This window comes from Enterobacter asburiae, from assembly GCF_008080435.1.
GTDB lineage: Bacteria > Pseudomonadota > Gammaproteobacteria > Enterobacterales > Enterobacteriaceae > Enterobacter > Enterobacter asburiae_C.
This window is the reverse complement of record NZ_VRKN01000001.1, coordinates 87,215-113,120: the sequence shown is the minus strand read 5'-3', so window position 1 is coordinate 113,120 and position 25,906 is coordinate 87,215. Positions and strand designations below refer to the sequence as shown.

Annotated in this window: 23 protein-coding genes; 16 read left to right on the top strand and 7 right to left on the bottom strand. The window is 54.2% G+C overall.

Going from position 1 to position 25,906, the window contains the following annotated elements; all coding sequences use genetic code 11:
• The first annotated feature begins 51 nt into the window (after positions 1-51).
• The 11 genes from FU672_RS00515 (at position 52) to FU672_RS00465 (ending at position 12,176) form a co-directional block, all read left to right on the top strand.
• On the top strand, positions 52-1,296 hold the full coding sequence (locus FU672_RS00515; protein WP_148241741.1) for an MFS transporter: 1,245 nt from the start codon (positions 52-54) through the stop codon (positions 1,294-1,296).
• A 71-nt stretch (positions 1,297-1,367) separates the two neighbouring features.
• Complete coding sequence (locus tag FU672_RS00510; RefSeq protein ID WP_148241740.1) at positions 1,368-2,231, top strand: fumarylacetoacetate hydrolase family protein; 864 nt, start codon at positions 1,368-1,370, stop codon at positions 2,229-2,231.
• Between the two features lie 18 nt (positions 2,232-2,249).
• Positions 2,250-3,317, top strand: a complete 1,068-nt coding sequence (citC, locus tag FU672_RS00505) for a [citrate (pro-3S)-lyase] ligase (protein WP_148241739.1) — start codon at positions 2,250-2,252, stop codon at positions 3,315-3,317.
• 24 nt (positions 3,318-3,341) lie between these two features.
• Positions 3,342-3,632 (top strand): citrate lyase acyl carrier protein, encoded by a 291-nt coding sequence (gene citD, locus FU672_RS00500; protein ID WP_148241738.1) that lies wholly within the window; start codon positions 3,342-3,344, stop codon positions 3,630-3,632.
• Entirely contained in the window at positions 3,632-4,507 is an 876-nt protein-coding gene (gene citE, locus FU672_RS00495) for a citrate (pro-3S)-lyase subunit beta (RefSeq protein ID WP_148242115.1), read from the top strand. Before citD ends, citE begins: the two co-directional genes overlap by 1 nt.
• A gap of 29 nt (positions 4,508-4,536) precedes the next feature.
• A complete protein-coding gene (citF, locus tag FU672_RS00490; protein WP_148241737.1) occupies positions 4,537-6,066 on the top strand; it encodes a citrate lyase subunit alpha in 1,530 nt (509 codons plus the stop codon).
• A complete protein-coding gene (gene citX, locus FU672_RS00485; RefSeq protein ID WP_148241736.1) occupies positions 6,063-6,602 on the top strand; it encodes a citrate lyase holo-[acyl-carrier protein] synthase in 540 nt (179 codons plus the stop codon). The genes citF and citX overlap by 4 nt, the downstream gene beginning before the upstream one ends.
• A complete protein-coding gene (citG, locus tag FU672_RS00480) occupies positions 6,577-7,452 on the top strand; it encodes a triphosphoribosyl-dephospho-CoA synthase CitG (protein ID WP_148241735.1) in 876 nt (291 codons plus the stop codon). Before citX ends, citG begins: the two co-directional genes overlap by 26 nt.
• A 27-nt stretch (positions 7,453-7,479) precedes the next feature.
• Positions 7,480-8,028 (top strand): RBBP9/YdeN family alpha/beta hydrolase, encoded by a 549-nt coding sequence (locus tag FU672_RS00475; RefSeq protein WP_148241734.1) that lies wholly within the window; start codon positions 7,480-7,482, stop codon positions 8,026-8,028.
• Between the two features lie 17 nt (positions 8,029-8,045).
• Positions 8,046-10,640: a bifunctional aconitate hydratase 2/2-methylisocitrate dehydratase gene (locus tag FU672_RS00470; RefSeq protein WP_148241733.1), complete on the top strand. Its 2,595-nt coding sequence runs from the start codon at positions 8,046-8,048 to the stop codon at positions 10,638-10,640.
• A 96-nt stretch (positions 10,641-10,736) separates the two neighbouring features.
• Positions 10,737-12,176 (top strand): anion permease, encoded by a 1,440-nt coding sequence (locus FU672_RS00465; protein WP_148241732.1) that lies wholly within the window; start codon positions 10,737-10,739, stop codon positions 12,174-12,176.
• A 57-nt stretch (positions 12,177-12,233) separates the two neighbouring features.
• Here the strand turns inward: FU672_RS00465 and FU672_RS00460 are convergent, their stop codons facing one another.
• Positions 12,234-12,827, bottom strand: a complete 594-nt coding sequence (locus FU672_RS00460) for a TetR family transcriptional regulator (RefSeq protein ID WP_148241731.1) — start codon at positions 12,825-12,827, stop codon at positions 12,234-12,236.
• Between the two features lie 116 nt (positions 12,828-12,943).
• Here FU672_RS00460 and FU672_RS00455 point away from each other — a divergent pair, with 116 nt between their 5' ends.
• Complete coding sequence (locus FU672_RS00455) at positions 12,944-14,431, top strand: MFS transporter (RefSeq protein ID WP_148241730.1); 1,488 nt, start codon at positions 12,944-12,946, stop codon at positions 14,429-14,431.
• 89 nt (positions 14,432-14,520) lie between these two features.
• Positions 14,521-16,404, top strand: a complete 1,884-nt coding sequence (locus tag FU672_RS00450; protein ID WP_148241729.1) for a potassium transporter Kup — start codon at positions 14,521-14,523, stop codon at positions 16,402-16,404.
• Positions 16,405-16,429: 25 nt separating this feature from the next.
• On the opposite strand, the gene FU672_RS00445 is transcribed toward FU672_RS00450, so the two are convergent.
• The 3 genes from FU672_RS00445 to yddG all read right to left on the bottom strand — a co-directional run bounded on the left by FU672_RS00445 (position 16,430) and on the right by yddG (position 19,532).
• A complete protein-coding gene (locus FU672_RS00445) occupies positions 16,430-16,870 on the bottom strand; it encodes a GFA family protein (protein ID WP_148241728.1) in 441 nt (146 codons plus the stop codon).
• Positions 16,871-16,948: 78 nt separating this feature from the next.
• Positions 16,949-18,031, bottom strand: coding sequence for a porin OmpC (gene ompC / locus FU672_RS00440; protein ID WP_148241727.1), 1,083 nt, complete (start codon positions 18,029-18,031; stop codon positions 16,949-16,951).
• A 622-nt stretch (positions 18,032-18,653) separates the two neighbouring features.
• Positions 18,654-19,532 carry an aromatic amino acid DMT transporter YddG gene (gene yddG, locus FU672_RS00435; RefSeq protein ID WP_148241726.1) on the bottom strand — a complete coding sequence of 293 codons (879 nt, stop codon included), beginning with the start codon at positions 19,530-19,532 and terminating at the stop codon, positions 18,654-18,656.
• Positions 19,533-19,753: 221 nt separating this feature from the next.
• On the opposite strand from yddG, the gene fdnG reads away from it, so the two are divergent.
• From fdnG to fdnI, 3 genes are read left to right on the top strand one after another with little or no spacing between them, the layout of a single operon-like run.
• Positions 19,754-22,801 carry a formate dehydrogenase-N subunit alpha gene (fdnG, locus tag FU672_RS00430; RefSeq protein WP_148241725.1) on the top strand — a complete coding sequence of 1,016 codons (3,048 nt, stop codon included), beginning with the start codon at positions 19,754-19,756 and terminating at the stop codon, positions 22,799-22,801.
• Positions 22,802-22,812: 11 nt separating this feature from the next.
• On the top strand, positions 22,813-23,700 hold the full coding sequence (gene fdxH / locus FU672_RS00425; protein ID WP_148241724.1) for a formate dehydrogenase subunit beta: 888 nt from the start codon (positions 22,813-22,815) through the stop codon (positions 23,698-23,700).
• Positions 23,693-24,349: a formate dehydrogenase-N subunit gamma gene (fdnI, locus tag FU672_RS00420; RefSeq protein WP_148241723.1), complete on the top strand. Its 657-nt coding sequence runs from the start codon at positions 23,693-23,695 to the stop codon at positions 24,347-24,349. The genes fdxH and fdnI overlap by 8 nt, the downstream gene beginning before the upstream one ends.
• A gap of 71 nt (positions 24,350-24,420) precedes the next feature.
• On the opposite strand, the gene FU672_RS00415 is transcribed toward fdnI, so the two are convergent.
• From FU672_RS00415 to ppk2, 3 genes are all read right to left on the bottom strand, one after another.
• On the bottom strand, positions 24,421-24,744 hold the full coding sequence (locus tag FU672_RS00415; RefSeq protein WP_148241722.1) for a CcdB family protein: 324 nt from the start codon (positions 24,742-24,744) through the stop codon (positions 24,421-24,423).
• Positions 24,744-24,932 carry a hypothetical protein gene (locus tag FU672_RS00410; protein WP_148241721.1) on the bottom strand — a complete coding sequence of 63 codons (189 nt, stop codon included), beginning with the start codon at positions 24,930-24,932 and terminating at the stop codon, positions 24,744-24,746. Before FU672_RS00410 ends, FU672_RS00415 begins: the two co-directional genes overlap by 1 nt.
• 101 nt (positions 24,933-25,033) lie before the next feature.
• The gene (gene ppk2, locus FU672_RS00405) at positions 25,034-25,813 is read right to left on the bottom strand and encodes a polyphosphate kinase 2 (protein ID WP_148242114.1); all 780 of its coding nucleotides are present in this window, start codon (positions 25,811-25,813) and stop codon (positions 25,034-25,036) included.
• Positions 25,814-25,906: the final 93 nt, after the last annotated feature.

The following is a 25,906-nucleotide window of genomic DNA, read 5'->3' as shown; positions in this document are numbered from 1 at the left end:
TTCATCTTACAAAAATACATTCTATACCTTAACTATAATACTGAGGTTATTATGGCGTTAACGCATGCTAACAATACCCTGAAAGCTCCCGATCCGGTAAAAGCCAGCGCGTATATTCGCGTCATTCTGGCGCTGGCATTATCCGGGCTTGCGGAACTTGCTTCGTTGTTTTTTATTCAGCCACTGCTCCCGACGCTTGCTGTGGAATATAATGTCCCGGTCAGTCAGGTGAGTATTATTTTATCCGCAGAAACGGCGTTGCTGGCAATTGGACTGCTGTTTACCGGAACGTTATCCGATCACTATGGCAGGAAGCGGTTAATTATCGTCTCCCTCCTGCTGGGCGGCATTCTGACGCTGCTCTGCCCGCTGGTGGAATCCTGGGCGATGCTGGTGGCGCTGCGTGCGGTGATTGGTCTGGCGCTGAGCGGCATCGCTGCGGCGGCAACCGCCTACATCAGTGAAGAGGTCGCCCCGGTGGCGGCAGGCATCGTAACGGGATATTTTGTCTTCGGTAACTCGATGGGCGGCATGTCCGGGCGTATTGTTGCCAGCCAGCTGATCGATCACGTTTCAATCAATGTCATCTTTTACGGGTTTGCGGTCAGCCTGATTGCGGTTGCCATTCTGGTGAACTTCCTGTTGCCTGCATCGAAGAACTTCAAGCCTACGCAGAGTCTTAACGTTATGCGTATGGTGAAAGGGGCGGCATCGCATTTCAAGAACAAAAATCTGGCGCTGGCGTTTGTCATCAGCTTCATTATCTTCGGCGCATTTACCTCACTTTATAACTATCTGGCCTTCTTCCTGAAAGGTGAGCCGTTCCATATTTCACCGGCAAACGCAGGTCTGCTCTCCTTTAGCTTCGCCCTGAGTTTCTTTACGGCTCCGCAGGCCGGTCGCTTATCGGCGAAATATGGCGCTATGAAAGTCTTGCGCGTGCTGTTCCTGATGATGGCCTTAGGGATGCTGCTGACGCTGACGTCAAATGTCGTCACCTTTATTGTTGGCGCGGTGATTTTTACCGGCTGTTTCTTCGGCTGCCACTCTATCGGTTTAAGCTGGGTCAGTAAAAACGCAACCCATGCAAGAGGCCAGGCCGTCGCGCTTTATTTATTCTTCTACTACATGGGCGGTTCGGTTATTGGTTTCATCAACGGTTTTGTCTTCCATTCAATGGGCTGGCAGGGGATGACCGGATTTATTCTGGCATTACTTGGCGTGGGCGTTGTGGTGGCAACGTATCTGGCATCCGGCAATAAACAGGCACTGGTTCCAGCGCAGTCAGCTGAATAAATAGCATGGCAATGTGTTCACGCCTCGGGGCGTGAACACAGAATGAGCACGTATATCAATCGGGTATTATTATGAAATTAGCAAGTTATATTCATCAGGGCCGTAAAAGCTACGGGATTTATACACCGTCCGGCATTATCGATCTGGGTAATAAAATCGGCCATCACTATGCGACACTGAAAGACCTGCTGCAATGGGATGCGGTTGACGTCGCCAGGCAATATCACGATTGCCCTGTGGATATGATGCCTGAAGACATTACCTTCCTTCCCGTGATAGAAGAGCCAGGAAAGATTTTCTGCGTTGGGATGAATTACGCTGAAAAAAGAAAAGAGTTTGCTGAAACCAATAATGCTCCCACGCTGTTTATCCGCTTTCCTGATTCGCAAACCGGACATGCCCGGCCCGTTTTAAAGCCGGTTGTTTCCAGCGAGTTTGATTACGAAGGCGAGCTGGCCGTGATCATCGGTAAACCCGGTACCCGAATTGACGTCAATAACGCGCTCAGCCACGTCGCGGGCTACAGCTGCTATATGGATGGTTCCGTTCGCGACTGGCAGCACGCCTGGTTCACCGCCGGTAAAAACTGGAAGCAAACCGGCGCCTTCGGCCCTTATATGACCACGGCGGATGAGATCCCCGATCCTCACGCGTTGACCATCCACACCTGGCTGAACGGCATGCTGGTTCAGAATGACTCCACCGGCAGCATGATCCACAAAGTGGCGGATCTTATCGCCTATATCAGCACGTTCACCTCTCTCAGTGCCGGGGACGTCATTATTACCGGCTCGCCTGGTGGCGTCGGTAAAAAACGTACTCCGCCACTGTTTATGCGCGATGGCGATCGCGTTGAAGTCGAAATTGAAAACATTGGCCGCCTGATGAACACCATCGTGGAAGCGCAACCCCAGCAGCAAGAATTGACTGTCTAGACGCTCAGGAGAGAGACGATGTACACCGCCACAACGCCAGAATTTGAGGTGATTAAAGCCGGTAACGTTCAGGCAAGAGAGGAAGTCGCCCGTTTCCTGGCCCGCAACGGTTTAGGCATTGATGACGATATTGAGCAATTTATCGTTGCGCGCTATCAGCGTCATCTGGTCGCCTGCACAGGCATTGCGGGTAACACGCTAAAATGCATCGCCGTGGATGCCGGATGGCGGGGCACGTCGTTAAGCCTGACGTTAATTCATGAGGCCGAACTACTGGCGGCACAAAACGGTGAACATCAGCTCTTTCTCTTTACCTGTCCGGATAACGTAAAGTCGTTTCGTGGATGCGGGTTTTATCCGCTGGTGACGATCGAGAAGTGTGCGGCTTTAATGGAGAATACGCCCGTTGGTATTCACCGTTACTGCAGCCAGCTGCGTGGTCATCATCTGGTGTCGGGGAAAAATATTGGCGCGATTGTGATGAACGCCAATCCCTTCACCCTGGGTCATCAATATCTTATCGAGCATGCGGCCAGCCGGTGCGACTGGCTGCATGTTTTCGTGGTTCAGGAAGATGTCTCTGCTTTTTCATTTAAAGAACGGTTTGCGATGGTCAGGGACGGATCGCAGCATCTGCAAAATGTCACTGTGCATCCAGGGTCGGCGTATATTATTTCTCGCGGCACATTCCCGGGCTATTTCCTGAAAGATAAGCAGGTCATTGATAAAACCTACGCCGCCATTGATCTCATGCTGTTCAGAAATTACATCGCTCCCGCGTTGAATATTAACCATCGTTTTGTCGGTACCGAACCGTTCTGCCTGTTAACCGCAGAATATAACCGGGCGATGCACCGCTGGCTGGAAGACGAAACGAGTACAGCGGCGCGTATCAGCGTACACGAAATAGAAAGAAAAACGGATGGTAATAATGTGCCGGTGTCGGCTTCAGCCGTTCGTCGTTTATTAAATGAAAACAAAATCTCTGCCGCCAGCTGCATGGTGCCGGCTACCACGCGCGCGTTTCTGAATAACGGGGTGCAGCATCAGCCTTGTTTATCGGAACCGATGTCGGCAGCGATTTAACCGCATTATCACAGGAAAATTGATATGAAAATTGTGCAAGCCGCAATGGCGGGAACGCTGGAGTCCAGCGACCTGATGGTGAAGGTGAGCCCAGTAGAGAGCGGGCTGGAAGTGGTCATCCAGAGTGAAGTGTATAAGCAATTTGGCGACCGAATTACAGAAGTTGTCAACGAAACCCTGGCTGCGTTCAACATCGAGCAGGGGCTTGTCGTTATTGATGATAAAGGCGCGCTGGATTGCGTGATCCGCGCCCGCGTGCAGGCTGCTCTGCTCAGAGGAATGGCCCGGGAAGACATTGCATGGGAAACGTTATAATGAAAAAGCTACGCCGCAGTATGTTATTTATTCCCGGTTCAAGTGCCGCCATGCTGTCGACGGCATTTATCTATAAACCCGACTCTATAATGTTTGACCTGGAAGATGCCGTAGCGCTAAAAGAAAAAGACAGCGCCCGCCTTCTGGTATTTCATGCCCTGCAACATCCGATGTACAACGATATTGAAACCGTTGTCAGAATTAATCCTCTGAATACGCCTTTTGGATTAAAAGATCTGGAAGCCGCCGTCAGGGCGGGTGTCGATGTGATCCGTTTACCAAAAACCGACTCTCCGGAAGATATTCATCAGCTCGAACGTGAAATCGTCCGCATTGAAGAGAACTGCGGGCGTCCCGTTGGCTCAACGAAATTAATGGCGGCGATAGAATCTGCCGTTGGCGTGATTAACGCTGTCGCCATTGCGAAATCCTCCGACCGCTTAATGGGTATTGCGCTGGCCGCCTTTGACTACGTGATGGATATGCAAACCGAGCGTGGCGACGGAACAGAGTTGTTCTATGCCCGGTGTGCCGTATTACATGCCGCGCGCGGGGCCGGTATTGACGCCTTCGACGTGGTGTACGCCGATGTGAATGATGAGGCCGGTTTCCTGAAAGAAGTGGATCTCATCCGCCGGATGGGCTTCAACGGAAAATCGCTGATTAACCCGCGCCAGATTGAAATTCTTCATAACGCCTACGCGCCAACGCAGGAAGAGGTGGATTACGCACAGCGCGTGATTACCGCCGCAGAAGAGGGGGAACGCAACGGACTGGGGGTGATTTCGCTGAACGGCAAAATGATCGATGCGCCAATCATCAACCATGCCCGCGTCGTGATTGAACGCAAAAATGCCTCCGGCATTCGTCAGTAATCCCTATACCGCAAGCGACAGGATGAATAATGAAAAACCTTACTGAAACCCTGCATCACATTCCTGGCTCTCGCCGTGAGTACGTCGCATTCAGCGGCGCTAACGCGACGACGCCTTATCTTGCTGACAGCCAGCAAAAGTCTCAGCGCAAACTGTTTGCCTGCGTGGACGATGTGCTGGCCCGCTGCGATCTGCATGACGGCATGACCGTCTCTTTTCATCACGCTTTCCGCGAAGGGGATAAGGTCATCAATTACGTGATGGATAAGCTCGCTCAGCGCGGTCTGAAAGGGATCACGCTCGCCTCCAGTTCGTTAATGTCATGCAATACGCCGCTTATTGAACACATTCGCAATGGCGTGATCGGCAAAATCTACACCTCGGGCATGCGCGGCGAACTGGCGGATGCGATTTCGCACGGGCTGATGGACGAGCCGGTACAGATCCACTCCCACGGCGGGCGGGTGAATTTGATTCAGAAGGGCGAAATTGCCATTGATGTCGCGTTTCTGGCGGTCTCCTGCAGCGACGAATATGGCAATGCCAGCGGCAACGGCGGTGCATCGCAGTGCGGCTCTCTCGGCTATGCGATGGTCGACGCGAAATATGCCAGAAAAGTGGTCTTGCTTACCGAAACCCTGAAGCCGTTCCCCAACCTGCCAGCCAGTATCGTTCAGGATCAGGTTGACTATGTTGTGCAGATTGAGAGCGTCGGCGACCCGGCAAAAATCAGCGTAGGCGCCGCCAGGGTGACCAGTAATCCGCGCGAGCTGATGATTGCCCGCTCTGCGGCCGACGTTATCGAACACTCCGGCTATTTCCGCAACGGTTTTTCCATTCAGACCGGTTCAGGGGCGGCATCAACCGCCTGCACGCGGTTTATGGAAACCCGTATGCGTAAACACAATATTGTTGCCCGCTTCGCGCTCGGCGGGATCACCGGCAGCATTGTCGATCTGCATCAGAAAGGGTTAATTGAAAAGATCCTCGATACGCAAAGCTTCGACGGCGCGGCGGCAGCCTCCATGGCGGTCAATTCCGACCACGTGGAGATCTCCACCAACGTCTATGCGAACCCGGCTGCGAAAGCCGCCTGCTGTGACAGGGTGGACGTGGTGATCCTCAGCGCGCTGGAGGTGGACACCCGGTTCAACGTTAATGTCCTGACCGGCTCCGACGGCGTGATGCGCGGCGCATCGGGCGGACACTGCGACGTCGCCGCGGCGGCAAATCTCACCATTGTGGTTGCCCCGCTGATCCGCAGCCGCATTCCTACCGTCGTCAAACAGGTCACCACCCTGGTGACGCCGGGCGAAAGTATCGACGTTTTGGTTACCGATCACGGTATTGCCGTTAACCCGGCGCGCCCGGACATTCGCGAACGCCTGCTTAACGCCGGGCTGGCTGTCGTCGACATTGACGCGTTGTATCAAAAGGCGCTGCTCATCTCGGGTGAACCTAAGCCTGTCGAGTTCACTGACCGGATCGTCGGCGTGGTGCGCTACCGCGACGGCAGCGTGATTGACGTGGTTCGTCAGGTGAAGGAGTCATCCTCATGACGGATAAAGCCTCGAACGCGAAAGTTTCTCTGGAGCAGGTGTTGAGCGCCAGAGAGCAGCGAGCCCGTCGGCAGCAGGCGTGGCTGTTTCAGTCCGAACAAACCGTGGTATCCGTCACGCTGGTCTGGCCGGGGGAGGTGAAGGATACCGACCTGGCCAGACGGGTGATGGCCGCCGCGGATCAGGCGCTTGCCGAGGTATTCCGCGCGCATCAGTGGACGGTCTGTCGGCATCAGATCCTGCAGCCGGTCACGGGGCCGGAAGCGCTCTGGTCGGTGTCGGCACCCGCGTGGATGATAAAACACGTCACGGCGCATCTGGAAGATAACCATCTTCTGGGACGCTTATGGGATATCGACGTGTTTTGTCCAAAGACGGGACAGCTGAAAAGAAACGCCATCCAGCAGCCGATGCGCAGATGCTTTATCTGTCATGAACCGGCCCACGTTTGCTCGCGTGCGCGGCGTCATTCGCAGGCCGAACTCACGCGCGTAATCGAGGCGTTAACCGATGACTACTTCGCTTGCCAGATGTAATGCGCCAGACGTTCAGCGCACCTTCGCTGAGCTGGCTGCCGAGGCCATGTATCGGGAAATTCGCTTAACCCCGAAGCCGGGTCTGGTGGATCGCGCAAACTGCGGGGCGCATCGCGACATGGATTTCGCGCTGTTCATGACCAGTATCGCGGCGATTGCGCCCTGGTTCTCAACGTTCTTTAACGTTGGCAGAGAAACCGCTCGTCTTGCTGGCCCGCAAACGCTGCGGGCGTTAAGACCGACCGGTCTGGCCTGCGAGCAGGCAATGTTTAACGCCACCGGCGGGGTGAATACTCATAAAGGCGGAGTCTTCTCTCTGGGGCTGCTGTGTGCCGCGGCGGGACGTCTGACGCAAAGGGATGACGCGCTTACGCAGCGCAGTTTATGCCGTGAGACCCGCATTATCTGCACCGGCATTGTTGAACAGGAACTGAAAACGACCGGTGTCGCCAGAACGAAGGGCGAGCAGCAGTTCCAGACATACGGGTTTACCGGGGCGAGAGGGGAAGCGGCCAGTGGTTTTATGACCGTCCGCCAGGCGGGTCTCCCGCACCTGCATACCGCGTTGCGTCAGGGCGAATCCGAAGACGTGGCACTATTGAGGATGCTGCTGGGTCTGATGGCGGCGAATCCGGATACCAATCTGGTTTCACGTGGCGGAATAGAAGGGCTGAATTACGCCAGACGCTATTCGAGGCGGTTATTAAAAATAAAACGTCTCACGGCGGATAAATTAGCTAACGCGCTGCTCAGAATGGACGCGGAATTTATTAAACGCAATTTAAGCCCCGGCGGTAGCGCCGATCTTATTTCCGTCGGTTGGTTGTTGTCGCAATTTCCACCCGAATAATCGCGAATAGCGTAACAGGAAAACGTCATGATTGAACAACGCCTGCAGCAGCTCAGTAAGGTTTACACCCTTGTTCTGGTCCCGGGTCTCAGAGACAGCGATGAACATCACTGGCAAAGCTGCTGGGGGCGGCGTTTTCCCTTCTGGAAACGGATCCAGCAGAAAAACTGGTTAGAGCCCGATATCGAAAATTGGGTCTCGGCCATTACCCGCGAGCTGGCAATGTGCCCGCTGCCCGCCATTCTCGTCGGCCACAGCTTCGGGGCGCTGGCGTCATGCAGGCTGCTGCAAACGCGGCGGGTAAACGTAGCCGGTGTGGTGATGGTCGCACCGGCAGAGCCTGCTTTTTTCGGACTTGAAGAGGCCATTCATCCAACGCCATTACCCGTCCCCTGCATGATATTTGCCAGCCGAAACGATCCTCTGATGCCTTTTGCGCGCGCTCACTATTGGGCCACGTGCTGGCGCGGCCAACTCATCGATATCGGTGAGGCCGGGCACATTAATTCTGAGTCCGGTTTTGGTGAATGGCCATATGGACTCGAACGATTAACAGAATTTTGCGAACAACTTTAGCTTTAACAGGAGAACCTATGTTAGATGATTATCATCAGCACCAGAAAGCGCGCGCTGAATCGGATATTCCGGCGAAACCCTTAACGGCGGAACAAACCGATGCGCTTATTCATCGTTTAATACATGATGCACCCGAGCATCATCCGGCATTAATTAATTTATTAACCCACAACGTCCCGCCGGGCGTCGATCCTGCGGCAAAGCTAAAAGCCGAATTTTTATTTAAGGTGGCATTGCAGGAATACCGGATTAACGAACTCACTCCCGAAGAGGCGACCATGCTGCTGGGGACCATGCAGGGGGGCTATAACGTCCAGCCGCTGATTGCGCTGCTGGACCATCCGAACCTGGCGCCGCTGGCCGCGCAGCAGCTTTCTTCCACCATCCTGATCTTTGAAAAATTCAGCCAGGTGGAAGCCAAAGCGAAGAGCGGTAACGTCCGGGCAAAAGAGGTGCTTCAGTCCTGGGCAAATGCCGAATGGTTTAACCGCCGTCCGGCCGTGCCTGAAAAAATTACCCTGAAGGTGTTTAAGGTTCCCGGTGAGACCAATACCGACGATTTGTCTCCGGCACCGGAGGCGTGGTCACGTCCGGATATTCCGCTGCACGCGCTCTCCATGCTCAGTAACGTCAGGGAAGGGGTAGCGCCTGATGAACCCGGCGTGCGGGGCCCTTTGCGCCAGCTGACAGAACTGAAAGCGTCAGGCTGGCCGCTGGTGTATGTCGGTGACGTCGTGGGGACCGGATCGTCACGTAAATCCGCCACCAACTCCATCCTGTGGCACATCGGGAACGATATTCCGTACGTGCCGAATAAACGTAACGGCGGGTTTGTGTTTGGCGGCAAAATCGCGCCCATTTTCTTCAACACGCTGGAAGATTCCGGCGCGCTGCCGGTAGAGATGGATGTCTCCGCCCTGACGACCGGGATGCTGATCGATCTTTACCCGTACAAGGGCGAAATTCGTGAGACAGAGAGCCAGCGGCGGGTGACGACCTTTACCCTTAAAACCGAGGTGCTGCTGGACGAAGTGCGCGCCGGCGGGCGGATCCCGTTGATTATCGGACGCAGCCTGACCGCGAAAGCGCGGGAATCGCTGGAGCTTGAGCCTTCAGCGGTATTCCGCACGCCCGCTTCACCTGCGCCATCCGCAACCGGCTTTACGCTGGCGCAGAAAATGGTGGGTAAAGCCTGCGGCGTGGCGGGGATCCGTCCCGGGCAGTATTGCGAGCCGAAGATCGCTACCGTCGGCTCTCAGGACACCACCGGCGGAATGACGCGCGACGAGCTGACCGATCTTGCCTGCCTCACATTTTCAGCTGACCTGGTGATGCAGTCTTTCTGCCACACCTCTGCGTATCCTAAGCCGGTAGATGTCCAGCTGCATGAAACCCTGCCGCAGTTTATCACCCGCCGGAATGGGGTGGCGCTCAGGCCGGGCGACGGCATCATCCACTCATGGCTTAACCGCATGCTGCTGCCGGATACGGTAGGCACGGGTGCCGACTCCCATACCCGCTTCCCGCTGGGGATCTCCTTCCCGGGCGGCTCCGGGCTGGTGGCGTTCGCCGCCGCGACCGGTATCATGCCGCTGGATATGCCTGAATCAGTGCTGGTGCGCTTCAAAGGCGAGATGCAGAAAGGGATCACCCTGCGCGATCTGGTGCATGCCATTCCGCTCTACGCCAGAAAGCAGGGGCTGTTGACGGTCGAGAAAAAGAATAAGCGCAACGTTTTCTCGGGCCGGATCCTCGAAATTGAAGGCCTGGAAACATTAAGCGCAGAGCAGGCGTTTGAATTGGCTGACGCCTCCGCTGAACGGTCCGCTGCTGCGTGTGTTATGCGCCTGGCGCAAGAGAATGTCGCGCAATACCTGCGTTCCAATGCGGCCCTGCTGCGCTGGATGGTGAAGCAGGGGTATGAGAACGCCGCCACGCTTGAAAGACGCATTGCTGAAATCGAGGCGTGGCTGGCTAACCCGTCGCTGCTCTGCGCCGATCCTGACGCGGAATATGCGGCAGTGATTGACATTGATCTCAACGAAATCACCGAACCGGTGGTCTGCGCCCCGGACGATCCGGACGATGCCCGCTTACTTTCGGAGGTTGCCAGTACCCCCATCGAAGAGGTCTTCATTGGCTCCTGCATGACAAACATCGGTCACTTCCGCGCTGCGGGTGAAATCATGGCCGGTGCCAGCGAAAACCAGGCGCGTTTGTGGCTCGCACCGCCGACAAAAATGGATGCCCAACAGCTCTCCCGCGAAGGCTATTTTAATCAGTTTATAAAATCGGGGGCGAGAATCGAACCCGCGGGCTGTTCCCTGTGCATGGGGAATCAGGCGAGGGTGCGCGAAGGGAGCAACGTAGTATCGACGTCCACCCGAAATTTCCCGCATCGTCTGGGAACGAATGCGAAAGTGTTCCTTGCCTCAGCTGAATTAAGCACCGTCGCGGCCATACTGGGTAAAATGCCAACCGTGGAAGAATATTTTGGCTATACGGATAAACTTCACGATGCGCATGAAAATATCTATCGCTATCTCAGTTTCGATACCCTGACCGAATATCAACTCAAAGAAGGTGATAATATCAATATTGTTAGCGTGTGATTTCAATTTATTTATTTGGCAAATGTATTTAATCGGCGGAGGCTTCTGTCTGAAGCGGTCTCCGCTATTCAGGGACCCTTTTCTCATGGGTGAGATATGCTTAAATCCAATGTTTTAAAAACAATCTTGCTTGCCGTAATAATATTATTATCAATATTTATTCCTCCGCCTGATGGATTAACCAAAGAGGCGTGGATACTGGCAGGCATATATCTGTCCGCTATCGTTGGGCTGGTCATTAAACCGTATCCCGAACCCGTCATAATGCTCGTCGCGGTGGCATTAACCTGTTTTACCGTAACAAAATTCCCGGATTCACCTGTCAAATCAATGGATGTACTGAGCGGATACGCCTCAGGCACGACCTGGCTGGTGTTTAGCGCCTTTACGCTGAGCGCGGCGTTTGTCACTACCGGTCTTGGGAAACGGCTTGCCTACTGGTTTATCCTCAAGTTTGGCAGCACGACGCTGAGACTGGGGTATGTGACCGCCTTACTGGATTTGGTGCTGGCACCCGCCACGCCCTCAAATACTGCGCGGGCAGGTGGCGTCGTTTTTCCTATTATTAACAGCATCGCGACGGTATTAGGCTCAACGCCAAAAGAGACGCCGTGCAAGGCAGGCCGTTATTTAATGGTCAATGTCTATATGGTGACTAAAACGACCAGCTATATGTTTTTGACGGGCTTTGCCGGAAACGCGTTAGCGCTACAGCTCATTTCCGATATCTTCCATATTCATATTAGCTGGATCGGCTGGATGCTGGCGGGAGCCCCGTTGGGGTTATTGATGCTGTGTATCATTCCCTATATTTGCTACCGGGTTGCCTCCCCGGAAATTAAACATATTGATAATGTCGCTATTGCTACCAACGGCCTGCAAAGCCTCGGGGCAATGAGCCTCAAAGAGAAGGGGCTGGTGATTATTTTTATCGCCGCGTTATTAGGCTGGATCTTCTCTCGTCACCTTGGACTTAATGAATCCGCCGTCGCCATTATCGCGATGGGGGCGGCGCTGCTGTTTAATATTATCGGCTGGAGCGACGTACAAAAAAACAAAGGTGGCTGGAATACCCTGATGTGGTACGGGGGCATCATCGGTCTGAGCGCCACGCTAAGCAAGGAGGGATTTTTCCGCTGGCTGGCTGATTTCCTGTCCGCGCATCTCGATTTTCTCAGCGCGGGGAATATGACCATCGTTATTATCGTGTTTCTCAGCGTGCTGGTTCGTTATTTCTTTGCCTCCGGCGGGGCATACGTCGCGGCGATGGTGCCGGTCTTTGCCACCGTAGGGCTGGTCACCGGAACGGCACCCGTTCTGCTGGCCCTCGCCATTCTGTTTTCCAACTCCTATGGGGGTTGCATCACGCACTATGGCGGCGCAGCGGGGCCGATTATCTTCGCCGCCGGGTATAACGACATCAGATCATGGTGGACCATCGGCACGCTCGTGGCGTTGTGCACGTTTTTAATCCACATGTTCCTCGGCATTCCCTGGTGGGGTTTCCTGATGCAGCACGGCATGCTGCAGTTTTAACCGACCGGGAGTAGACAAAAGATAGGCCGGGTAAGGCGTCGCCGCCACCCGGCAACATCACTGCTGCGACGGGGTAGTAAACAACTCGAGCGTGATTAATGTATCGAGATGGTTGTTAAACGCGGCCTCGTCCATTTCGGGCATGTTTAAGATATACATTCCGTCAAGACCGCACACCAGACCAATCAAGCGCCAGGCAATATTTTCCGCCCGATCGCCCGGATGCAATGCCCCGGCCTCCGTTCCTGCTTTGATTAGCGCCACCGTCTCCTGGTGCCACATCTCCATGGTCATCACATAGGCGCCTTTAATGTCGGCATCACGGCTGGCAAGGATCTGTGCTTCACGCCACAGACGAATGTACGGCTCAAACCTCCCGTCATCGCTGCCGAGCATGGCATGAAGCTGCTCGCGCCATCCGGCCTGTTTACTCGCGACATCCGCATCCAGCAGCTCGCGAATTAACCGTACGAAGGCCAGCGATTTTAGCTCTCCGCCGGACGTAAAGTGATGATGCACCTGGCCGGTGGCGACCCTGGCCTCGGCGGCAATACGTCGTACCGTCATGGCCGCCAGTCCTTCAGCCAGCGCCACGCGCATGGCGGCCTGTAAGATGGCTTCCCGCCGTTCATCCTTGCTCAGATATCGCATGTTTACTCACTCTCAATGGGAATGAAACGAGTGTAACAAAAAGCTGGACATGCGTTCAACTTTACGTAGGATCGCTTCCTGGACATGTGTCCATGTTTTAAAAGAAAAGGAAATTTATGTTTCGTCAGTGGTTAGCGTTAGTGATTATCGTGCTGGTGTATATCCCGGTCGCGATCGACGCGACGGTGCTGCACGTGGCGGCGCCGACATTGAGCATGACGCTGGGCGCCAGCGGCAATGAATTGCTGTGGATCATCGATATTTACTCGCTGGTGATGGCGGGTATGGTGCTGCCGATGGGTGCCCTGGGTGACCGCATTGGTTTTAAACGACTGCTCATGATTGGCAGCACGCTGTTTGGCTTGTCGTCGCTGGCGGCAGCGTTTGCCCCGTCAGCAGGGTGGCTGATTGCGGCACGTGCCTCGCTGGCCATTGGTGCGGCGATGATTATTCCGGCCACGCTTGCTGGGATCCGTACGCTGTTTATCGACGCGCGGGATCGTAATATTGCGCTCGGCGTCTGGGCCGCGGTGGGTTCCGGCGGGGCTGCGTTCGGCCCGCTGATTGGCGGTATGCTGCTTGAGCATTTTTACTGGGGCTCGGTGTTTTTAATCAACGTGCCGATTGTGCTGGTAGTGGTTTCGCTGGCCGCGCGTTTTGTGCCTCCTCAGCAGGGCCGCCCGGAGCAGCCGCTGAATATTAGCCATGCCATTATGCTGATTGTGGCGATTTTATTGCTGGTCTACAGTGCGAAAACCGCCCTTAAAGGTGTCCTGTCACCGTGGGTAGTCGCGTCCGCGCTGGTGACCGGCTCGGTGCTGCTGTTTATCTTCGTGCGTATTCAGCTCCGCGCTCGCGTACCGATGATTGACATGCGTCTGTTCTGCCATCGCATCATTTTGAGCGGCGTGGTGATGGCGATGACCGCCATGATTGCCCTGGTCGGGTTTGAGCTGTTGATGGCCCAGGAGCTGCAGTTTGTTCATGGCTTTACGCCGTTTGAAGCGGGAATGTTCATGCTGCCGGTGATGGTCGCGAGCGGATTCAGTGGTCCGATCGCGGGTGTGCTGGTTGGGCGTTTAGGGCTACGCATCGTCGCGGCTGGAGGTATGGGGTTGAGCGCCGTCAGTTTTATCGGTTTGTCGATGCTCGATTTCAGCACGCAGCAGTGGCAGGCGTGGGGGCTGATGGTGCTGCTCGGCTTCAGTGCCGCCAGCGCGCTGCTGGCCTCGACCTCGGCAATTATGGCGGCCGCGCCGAAAGAGAAGGCCGCCGCAGCAGGGGCCATTGAAACCATGTCCTATGAACTGGGCGCCGGGCTTGGGATCGCCATCTTTGGTCTGCTGTTGACCCGCAGCTTCTCGGCGTCAATTGACCTGCCGCAAGGGCTGAATGCCACGCTCGTCGATAAAGCCTCGTCATCCATTGGTGAAGCGATGAAGGTAGCGCAGGATCTGACCCCGACACTGGCGGAGTCGGTGATTGAGGCAGCGAAAAGCGCGTTTATCACCTCGCACAGCGTGGCGCTGGGCAGTGCGGGAGCAATGCTGCTGTTGCTGGCCGTGGGGATCTGGTTCAGCCTGGCGAGGGTAAACCCGCAGTAACCCGGGCAAGAAAGCCGGGCTGGCGGTTGGCGCGGGCGAGGCAGATGAGCTATGTTTTTTATAGGATTATCTGACTCTTGCTGGAAAATATGAGCCCTCGCCACAGCAGTGAACCGTCCCAGCCGCTCTCCCGGTTAACCCTGCTTGCAGGGGGAGCGCTGGGCGTCGTTTTTGGTGATATCGGCACCAGCCCGCTTTATACCTTCCGCACGGTGCTTTCGCTCTCTGAGCATGACCCTACGCCCGGTATCATACTGGGCCTGCTCTCCCTGATTACCTGGACACTTATCCTGGTGACATCCATTAAATATGCCGCCTTCGCCATGCGAATTGATAATCATGGTGAGGGGGGCATCATGGCCTTAATGTCGCTTCTGGTGGAAAAAGGCAAAGGTGGACGCTGGGTCATTTTTTCCGCCCTGATTGGCGCAGCCTTGATCTACGGTGACGGCGCGATAACCCCGGCAATCTCCGTGCTTTCTGCCCTGGAAGGGCTGGAGGTGGTGATCCCTGAGTCCCAGCCGTATATTTTACCCCTGACGGTGGCGGTTTTGCTGGCGCTGTTCCTTATTCAGCCTTTTGGTACTGCGCGAATAGGGAAAATATTTGGCCCGGTTATGGCGCTGTGGTTTTTGGCGATTGCTGCGCTGGGCGTGCGAGGGATCGTTCAACACCCCTCGGTATTGCTGGCCCTCAATCCTGCGTATGGTATCGCATTTTTGTTTTCGAACGGATACACCAGTTTCCTGGTCCTGGGCGGCGTTTTTCTCTGCGTGACGGGTGCCGAGGCCCTGTATGCAGACATGGGGCATTTTGGTAAAAAGCCCATCTGGCTTGCCTGGTACGGCATCGTCTTTCCTTCGCTGCTGCTCAACTATGCTGGCCAGTCAGCGCTGATTCTGGCCGGTGCCGACAGCAAACAAAATCTTTTCTATACGCTCTGTCCGCCGGTGCTGCAGGTTCCGCTCATTATTCTTGCCGCGCTGGCGACAATCATCGCCAGTCAGGCGATTATTACCGGCGCTTTTTCCATGACGCGCCAGGCCATTCAGCTTGGCTGGTTACCCCGATTACGCATCAAACAGACGGCGGCAGAAAGCTACGGTCAGATTTATATCGGGATAATAAACTGGCTGCTGATGGTGGTGACCATCGGGCTGGTGGTGTTCTTTAAATCCTCCGATAAACTTGCCGCTGCGTACGGCATCGCCGTGTCATTAACCATGCTGATGACCACGGGGCTGTTGTTTGTGGCGATGCGGGAAGTGTGGCGCTGGAGTCTGGTCAGCAGTGCGGTTATTGCCTTTTGTTTCCTGGTGATTGATGCCACCTTCTTATTCGCCAATCTGATTAAGGTCCTGGAAGGCGGCTATATTCCGCTGCTGATGGCCGCAGCTATTTGTACAGTGATGCTGATCTGGCATCGCGGTGTTAAAGCGGTATCCGCATCGGTGGGCGAGAAGGGCGTCAGCGTGGATGCGTTCTTTGCCCAGCTTCAGCAAAAGACGGTGCCCCGAGTGGCGGGCTCCGCCGTCTTTTTGACCCGTACACAGAACAATATCCCGCCGGTTATGCGCTGGCATGTCGCGCGAAACCGGGCGCTACAGCAAGATGTGTTGTCGCTTACCATTGATATTCTGAATGTGCCCTATGTGGGGGAAGAACAACGTATCAGGGTAGAGCAGCGCGCGCCGGGCTACTGGCACGGCGTGGCGCAGTATGGCTTTATGGAACACCCGGACATCCCGCGTTTGTTGCAGGGGATCAGCGAGATTAACGCGCTTTTTGCTACGGATGACGCCACCTGGTATGTCGGGCATGAAACCATTGTGGCAGGCGAGGGTGAGGCGGGTATGGCTGCCTGGCAACGGCACATCTTTGCTTTCATGAAGCGCAACTGCACGCATGTCATCAACCACTATCACCTTCCCAGCGATCGGGTTGTCGAAATCAGCCGACGCGTTGCCGTTTAGCGACAGGCTGCAGGCGTTGAACCGTCTACAGCGTAAGCAGGCAGTGTTTATCCAGCGCTTCTATCTCCGATCCGCTGTAGCGTGCGTATTGCCCGGTCAGACCAAAAAACGCGGGCTGGGTTTCGGTATAGATTTCTGCAGCGAGCACCAGCCGACGTCGTTCATCTGCACCCATCTCAAGCAGCGTCCAGGGAATGAAATAGCGCGCTGTTGACGTCAGTTTGAACCACAATGGGCAGCCACATCCCGGACAGAACCAGCGTTCACCCCGCGCAGATGATGCGAAATGAGAAGGGGCAATCGAGTCTTGCTCGACAAGCGGTTGACCCAATGCTTCCAGATACATGGCAATACCACCCGACCACTTCTGGCATTGCGTACAGTGGCAAGCATAAACGTCGAAGTTGTTGAGGGAAACGCTGAATTGGCTCATCCCACACAAGCAGCGTCCTTTGAAAATATGCATGGCGTGCTCCTTTATTACGCCAGTCGAACTGAATAAAAAAAGCCAGCCACGAGGGCTGGCCTTTTATACTGACAAATATTAGAACTGGTAGGTCAGACCTACAGCTACGATGTTGTCGGTAGCGATGGTAGCATCTTTGGTGAACTTGTTGTCGTCCAGCAGGTTGATTTTGTAATCAACATAGGTAGACATGTTTTTGTTGAAGTAGTAAGTCGCGCCAACGTCAACGTATTCAACCAGATCCTGGTCGCCATATGTACCAATGTCTTTACCTTTGGATTTCAGGTAAGCAATGGATGGACGCAGACCGAAGTCGAACTGGTACTGAGCAACAACTTCAAAGTTCTGTGCTTTGTTCGCAATATAACCGCTACCAAAGTTGGTCATGTTGCGAGTTTCAGAGTAAGTCGTTGCCAGGTAGATGTTGTTCGCATCGTATTTCAGGCCAGCAGCCCATACTTCTGCATTTTCACCACCAGCGTTCATAGTATCCGCTACGCGGCCAGCGCGAACCTGACGGTCAGTACGGTCAGATTTCGCGTAGGTTGCACCTACACCGAAACCGTTCATTTCATAGGTAGAAGACAGACCCCAGCCGTCACCGTTCGCTTCGGTGATGTCTTCACGGTCATTTTTACCCTGGTACTGAGCGGCAACGTTCAGACCGTCAACCAGACCGAAGAAGTCGGTGTTACGGTAGGTTGCAACGCCAGTAGTACGGCCAGTCATAAAGCCATCGGTCTGGGTCCAGGTATCGCCACCGAACTCTGGCAGTACGTCAGTCCATGCGCCGATGTCGTAAGCAACACCGTAGTTACGACCGTAGTCGAAAGAACCGAATTCGTTGAATTTCAGACCAGCGAATGCCAGACGAGTTTTGCTGCCGTCAGAGCCCTGTGATTCAGAACGGTTGCCTTTGAACTCATATTCCCACTGGCCGTAACCGGAAAGCTGATCGTTGATCTGAGTTTCGCCTTTGAAGCCCAGACGAACATAGGTTTTATCGCCGTCGTTCTTGGTATCATCAGAGAAATAGTGCAGACCTGTTACTTTACCGTACAGATCCAGCTTGTTACCGTCTTTGTTATAAATTTCAGCCGCGTTTACAACGCCTGCTGCCAACATGGAAGTCACTGCCACTGCAACTAATTTAAGTTTCATCTTAAACATTCCTTATAATTTTCTTTGGTATTTCCTGAGCCACTTTGAACGATTTCTAAACGAGGCTGATCGTCAATGGCACGCTATTTTTAAAAATCTTGTAGTCCTATTTCAATAATAAGTTTCAAATTATTAGCAATAATTTCATTTAGTGTGATCGAGATCGGATTAATGGCAGTGAGATAGCGTGAGGTGGCGAGTATTTAATCAAATTCCAGTGTGATTGATTGCTGTTGATATAGTTACATGGTGGTTTTATAAAAAGTGGTATTTATCGGTATTTTCGTTCTGTTAAAAGAGCGGGAACCTCGACTTTAGCCGTGATTCCTTGTTTTTAATCCTTCAATGCACGGAATTTATGTTCTGTTAAATGAAATAAACAGAAATATACTATTGCACATTGTGCTATTATCCTCGTGAGTATTTGCATGAAACTAATCACGTATTGGTGTCAATTTGTGTCAGTAGGAGAGAATGGAAATTTACGAAAGGGCGCTAATATAAACAGAATCTAAACACGCGTTCCACTGGCCTAACGGATATTCTGGCGTGCGCTCATATATTAAATTTATGTTAATTTCTTTGCTGTCGGGATGAATATTTCTCGACAGCAAAACCGGCATTATTGTCTTGTTGCGTACCAGCAGAGCAACGACCCGGCGCAGACCATCAGTGCGCCTTGCCAGAACGAGAATGAGAGGGGGGAACTCAGCACTGCGGCGGCAAGCGCGGCTGAGAGGACAGGGGTAAAATACGATACGGCAGCCAGTACCGTGACGTTACCGTGAAGGATGCCAATATTCCATGCGGCGTATCCAAACCCAAGCGCGATACCGCACATGATGAGTTTCACCACCACCGGAAGCGTGAACACCATCTCGGGCTGATCGCTGAGGGCATATTTTACCCACAGGCTCAGCGCGGTCAGCAAAACAAACAGGGTGATGCCGTTTTGTCCTTTCGCAAATTTACTGGTTACCGTGCAGTAGGCGGCCCAGATAAATGCTCCGGCAAACGCCAGCGCGTAGCTCAGCGGGCTGGAAACGATATTGCGGGTTATTTCATCAAGATGTAACCCCTGTTCACCGCCCAATACCCAGCAGACACCCAGCAATGAGACGGCTAAGCCGGGGATCACCCACAGGGTTGATTTCTGTCCGTTGAACAAGATGGCAAACACAATGGTCAGGCTTGGCCAAAGGTAATTGACCATGCCCACTTCAATAGCCTGCGAACGCGTTGCGGCATAGCCCAGCGACAGCGCCAGGCATATTTCGTAGCTGACAAATAAAACGCTGCCGGCAATAAGATAGCGGGGTGAAAACCGCCTGATATCAGGAAATCCTACCGTCACCAGACACAGTAATCCGCTTAAGGTGTAGATCATCGCCGCACCGCCTACCGGGCCCAGTCCCTCACTCACGCTGCGAATAAGGCCGACCATTGTGCTCCATAACAGTATTGCCGCCAGCCCAATAAGCGTTGCTCTTTTTCTGTCCATTACTTCGCCATTGCAATAAAAATCAAAGGAAAAATGTATCGCATTCATCCTGACGCTGTCGCGAATTATTCTCTTAAACCGTTAATCAAAAAGGGGTATTTAAATATACCGGGAGTGACTATTAAGGGGGGGAAGACAGATGACCTTGATTTGACGCAAAAAAATCAGGGAGGTTGCTGTTAGTTTGCGCCACGAAGTCTTTTCAGATAACGAGGACAACAATGGACGTCAGCCGCAGACAATTTTTTAAAATCTGCGCGGGCGGTATGGCCGGAACAACGGCAGCCATACTGGGATTTGCTCCCAAAATGGCGCTGGCTCAGGCACGCAACTATAAGCTGCTGCGCGCAAAAGAGATCCGTAACACCTGCACATACTGCTCCGTAGGTTGTGGGCTTTTGATGTATAGCCTGGGCGATGGCGCGAAGAACGCCAGAGAAGCGATTTACCATATTGAAGGGGATCCGGATCACCCGGTGAGCCGCGGGGCGCTTTGCCCGAAAGGGGCGGGGCTGCTGGACTATGTTCACAGTGACAACCGCCTGCGCTACCCGGAATACCGCGCACCAGGATCTGACAAATGGCAGCGTATCTCCTGGGATGAAGCCTTCTCCCGCATTGCCAAACTAATGAAAGCCGACCGCGACGCCAACTTTATTGAAAAGAACGCGCAGGGCGTAACGGTTAACCGCTGGCTTTCCACCGGGATGCTGTGCGCGTCTGCGGCCAGTAATGAAACCGGCATGCTGACGCAAAAATTTGTGCGCTCGCTCGGCATGCTGGCGGTAGACAACCAGGCGCGCGTCTGACACGGACCAACGGTAGCAAGTCTTGCTCCAACATTTGGTCGCGGTGCTATGACCAACCACTGGGTTGATATCAAAAACGCTAACGTCGTGGTGGTGATGGGCGGTAATGCCGCGGAAGCGCACCCTGTCGGGTTCCGCTGGGCGATGGAAGCGAAAAACAACAATGATGCGACGCTTATCGTCGTCGATCCGCGCTTTACGCGTACGGCATCGGTGGCCGATATCTATGCGCCAATCCGCTCCGGTACGGACATTACGTTCCTGTCTGGGGTACTGCTGTATCTGATCGAAAACAACAAAATTAACGCGGAATACGTTAAGCACTACACCAATGCGAACCTGCTGGTGCGGGATGATTTTGCCTTCGATGACGGGCTTTTTAGCGGCTATGACGCCGAAAAACGCCAGTACGATAAATCATCCTGGAATTATCAGTTCGATGAAAACGGCTATGCGCTGCGTGACGAAACGCTGACGCATCCGCGCTGCGTGTGGAATCTGCTGAAGCAGCACGTTTCACGCTATACGCCAGACGTAGTGGAGAACGTCTGCGGTACGCCGAAAGCGGACTTCCTGAAGGTGTGTGAAGTGCTGGCCTCCACCAGTGCCGCCGACAGAACCACGACGTTCCTGTATGCGCTGGGCTGGACGCAGCACACCGTCGGCGCGCAGAACATCCGCACCATGGCGATGATCCAGCTGCTGCTCGGCAATATGGGCATGGCAGGCGGCGGCGTAAACGCGCTGCGCGGTCACTCCAACATCCAGGGCCTGACTGACCTCGGCCTTCTGTCGACCAGCCTGCCGGGCTACCTGACGCTGCCGTCTGAAAAGCAGGCGGATCTGCAAACGTATCTTGAGGCCAATACACCAAAAGCGACGCTGCCGGACCAGGTGAACTACTGGAGCAACTATCCGAAGTTCTACGTCAGCCTGATGAAATCCTTCTACGGTGATGCGGCGCAGAAGGAGAACGACTGGGGCTTTGAGTGGTTACCGAAGTGGGACCAGGCGTACGACGTCATTAAGTATTTCAACATGATGGATAAGGGCAACGTCACGGGCTATATCTGCCAGGGCTTTAACCCGGTGGCTTCGTTCCCGGATAAAAACAAAGTCGTTCGCAGCCTGAGCAAGCTGAAGTACATGGTGGTTATCGATCCGCTGGTGACCGAGACCTCCACCTTCTGGCAGAACCACGGGGAATCAAACGATGTCGATCCGGCGTCGATCCAGACCGAAGTGTTCCGCCTGCCTTCCACCTGCTTTGCAGAAGAAGACGGTTCCATTGCTAACTCTGGTCGCTGGCTGCAGTGGCACTGGAAAGGCCAGGACGCACCGGGCGAAGCGCGTAACGACGGCGAGATCCTGGCCGGGATTTATCATCGCCTGCGCGAAATGTACCGCACCGAAGGCGGCAAAGGTGCTGAGCCGCTGTTGAAGATGAGCTGGCACTACAAGCAGCCTGATCGTCCCGAGTCAGAGGAAGTCGCCAAAGAGAACAACGGTGTCGCGCTGGCGGATCTCTATGATGCTAACGGTACGCTGGTGGCTAAGAAAGGCCAGCTGCTGAACAGTTTTGCGCTGCTGCGCGACGACGGCACGACGGCGTCGTCCTGCTGGATCTACACCGGCAGCTGGACGGAGCAGGGCAACCAGATGGCCAACCGCGACAACGCTGACCCGTCCGGGCTGGGCAATACGCTGGGCTGGGCATGGGCGTGGCCGCTGAACCGTCGCGTGCTGTACAACCGCGCCTCGGCAGACATCAACGGCAAGCCGTGGGATCCAAAACGCATGCTGATCCAGTGGAACGGGGCGAAGTGGACGGGGAACGATATCCCGGACTACAACACCGCCGCGCCGGGCAGCAATACCGGGCCGTTCATCATGCAGCCGGAAGGGCTGGGACGCCTGTTTGCCCTCAACAAACTGGCAGAAGGGCCGTTCCCGGAGCACTACGAGCCGATGGAAACGCCGCTGGGTACGAACCCGCTGCATCCAAACGTCATCTCCAGCCCGGTAGTGCGTATTTACGAAGATGACGTCCTGCGCTTAGGCAAAAAGGACAAGTTCCCGTACGTAGGGACGACCTATCGCCTGACCGAGCATTTCCATACCTGGACCAAGCACGCGCGGCTTAACGCTATCGCGCAGCCGGAACAGTTTGTGGAGATCAGCGAGACGCTGGCGAAGGCGAAAGGCATTGCCAACGGCGACCGTGTGACGGTAAGCAGCAAGCGCGGCTTTATTCGCGCCGCGGCGGTGGTGACCCGTCGTCTTCAAAGTCTGAACGTGCACGGGCAGCAGGTGGAAACCGTCGGTATCCCTCTGCACTGGGGCTTTGAAGGGGTGGCGCAGAAAGGCTATATCGCCAATACCCTGACGCCAAACGTCGGCGATTCCAACTCGCAAACGCCAGAGTACAAGGCGTTTCTGGTCAACATCGAGAAAGCGTAAGGAGCGATTCAATGGCGATGGAAACACAAGACGTTATCAAACGCTCCGCGACTAACCCGATAACTCCCGCGCCCCGCGCGCGGGACTACAAGGCAGAAGTCGCCAAGCTTATCGACGTCTCCTCCTGCGTGGGCTGTAAGGCCTGCCAGGTGGCCTGCTCGGAGTGGAACGATATCCGCGACGAGGTGGGGCACTGCGTTGGGGTCTACGACAATCCGGCGGATCTGAGCGCCAAATCCTGGACGGTAATGCGCTTTAGCGAAACCGACCAGAACGGCAGGCTGGAGTGGCTCATCCGCAAAGACGGCTGCATGCACTGTGAAGATCCGGGCTGCCTGAAGGCGTGCCCGTCTGCCGGCGCGATTATTCAGTATGCAAACGGGATCGTCGACTTCCAGCAGGACAACTGCATCGGCTGCGGCTACTGCATCGCGGGCTGTCCGTTTACTATCCCGCGCCTCAATAAAGAGGATAACCGGGTATACAAATGCACCCTGTGCGTGGACCGCGTTAGCGTCGGACAGGAGCCTGCCTGCGTCAAGACCTGTCCAACCGGCGCGATCCACTTCGGGACCAAAAAAGAGATGCTCGATGTGGCGCAAGAACGCGTGGACAAGCTGAAAGCGCGCGGGTATGACAATGCGGGCGTTTACAACCCGCAGGGCGTGGGTGGTACGCATGTGATGTATGTGCTGCACCATAACGACCAGCCGGAGCTGTACCACAACCTGCCGAAGGATCCGGCGATCGATACCTCCATCAACCTGTGGAAAGGCGCGCTTAAACCACTCTCCGCGGCAGGCTTTATCGCTACCTTTGCGGGGCTGATTTATCACTACATCGGTATCGGGCCAAACAAAGAGGTGGATGACGACGAGGAGGAGGAACACCATGAGTAAGTCGAAAATGATTGTGCGCACGAAGTTTATCGACCGCGCCTGTCACTGGACGGTGGTGATCTGCTTCTTCCTGGTGGCAGTATCCGGGATTTCGTTCTTTTTCCCGACGCTGCAGTGGCTGACCGAAACCTTCGGTACCCCGCAGATGGGACGCATTCTGCACCCGTTCTTCGGCGTGCTGATTTTCGTGGTGCTGATGTTTATGTTCGTGCGCTTTGTCCACCATAACATCCCGGACAAGCAGGATATCCCGTGGGTGAAAGGGATCGTCGAAGTCCTGAAGGGTAACGAGCATAAAGTCGCGAAGGTGGGGAAATACAACGCCGGGCAGAAGATGATGTTCTGGACCATCATGAGCATGATTTTTGTGCTGCTGGTGACCGGCGTGATTATCTGGCGTCCGTATTTTGCGCACTATTTCCCGATTCAGGTGATTCGCTACGCGCTGCTGATCCACGCCACATCGGCCATCATTCTGATCCACGCCATCCTGATCCATATGTATATGGCGTTCTGGGTGAAAGGATCGATTAAAGGAATGATTGAAGGGAAGGTGAGCCGCCGCTGGGCGCAGAAACACCACCCGCGCTGGTATCATGACGTGGAACGTCTGGAAGCGAAACAGGAAAGTACGGAAGGAATGAAGTGAGTCCTGCGCCGTCGGCTTTGCCCGGCGGCGCTGCACTTGCGCGGACAGGGCAAATGCCTGACCGGCTGGCGTCATGTGTTAGTCAATAAACTATCAACTGCCGCTATAACGTCATGACGTGCGTTGCGTAAATTACAAACAAAGTCTTTAGGATTAATTTTGTTGTTGCTAAGGTTGGTTATCATTGGCGAATAAATCAGAAACGTTTCAAAATCGATATTTACGCATGGAGCCAGATGGCTCTGCCATAACGGTAACTTATTATTTCTCGCGAGCGGCACAATTACGCGTGTGGCAAGATCATCATAGCAATTATCCTGAATGAGCATATAGTAGGGAAGCTTGTCCCGGGTAGCCGCAGATGTATTACGGTAAACATTAAATTGTCTCAGCATTAAAGCACCCTGAAGAACTCATCATCAGTAATGGTTCCATGTTTTTTGACAAACTCATTCATTGACCGAATAAATGAACGATCCGCTTCTGATGGCTGATGCAGGTCAGCAGAGTCTGCCGGGGTGTGGCTCGACGGTTTTGTCGATTTGATGCGTTGGGAGGGGGTGTGGTCTGCTGGGTATGTCATAGTATCTCCTTTGTTGGTGCGGTTATTATCAACCGCAGCCAACAAAAAACAATACTGTATCCCCTGGCAATCTACATTCTGCGAGGCCTATTCCAGTAATTTCAGAACCGCTCTTCCACATACCGGAACGGGTATTTTGTGGGTTTGACTTTACCGATTTTGCGTTTCGGTAAATCCACCTTGTCTACGTGTATTTCTTTATACGGAATCTGCGAAAGCAGGTGCGAAATAATATTCAGGCGCACGCGTTTTTTATCCTCTGAACGCGCCACAAACCACGGCGCCCAGGCGGTATCGGTGGCTTCAAACATGGCGTCGCGTGCGCGGGTGTACTCGTCCCACAGGTTAAAGGATTTAATATCCATCGGTGAAAGCTTCCAGATTTTACGGCCATCGTTAATACGGTCGCGCAGGCGGCGCTCCTGCTCTTTAGGCGTCACCTCCAGCCAGTATTTCAGCAGAATAATGCCGGCATCCACCATCGCTTTTTCCATCACCGGCGTGCCGTCCAAAAATTTCTCTACCTGTTCCTCAGTGCAGAACCCCATCACCCGTTCCACGCCCGCGCGGTTATACCAGCTGCGATCGAATATCACGATTTCGCCAGCCGAAGGCAGATGTGGCACATAGCGCTGGAAGTAGAGCTGGCTTTTCTCTTTTTCAGTTGGGGCAGGCAGCGCAACAACGCGAAATACTCGAGGGCTGACGCGCTCGGTAATTGCTTTAATGGTACCGCCTTTACCGGCGCCGTCGCGTCCTTCAAAAACAATACACACTTTGAGTCCTTTGGCGACGACCCACTGCTGGAGCTTAACCAGTTCCACGTGCAGGCGACGTAGCTCTTTTTCGTACTCTTTGGTCTTCAGCACGGGTTTAACCATGCTATCTACGCTCGCTTTGGTCACGGTCACTGCTTTGGTTTTATTCTGTTTTGCGTTTCCCATGATAATCCTCATCTCCGGATCGGGTGATGT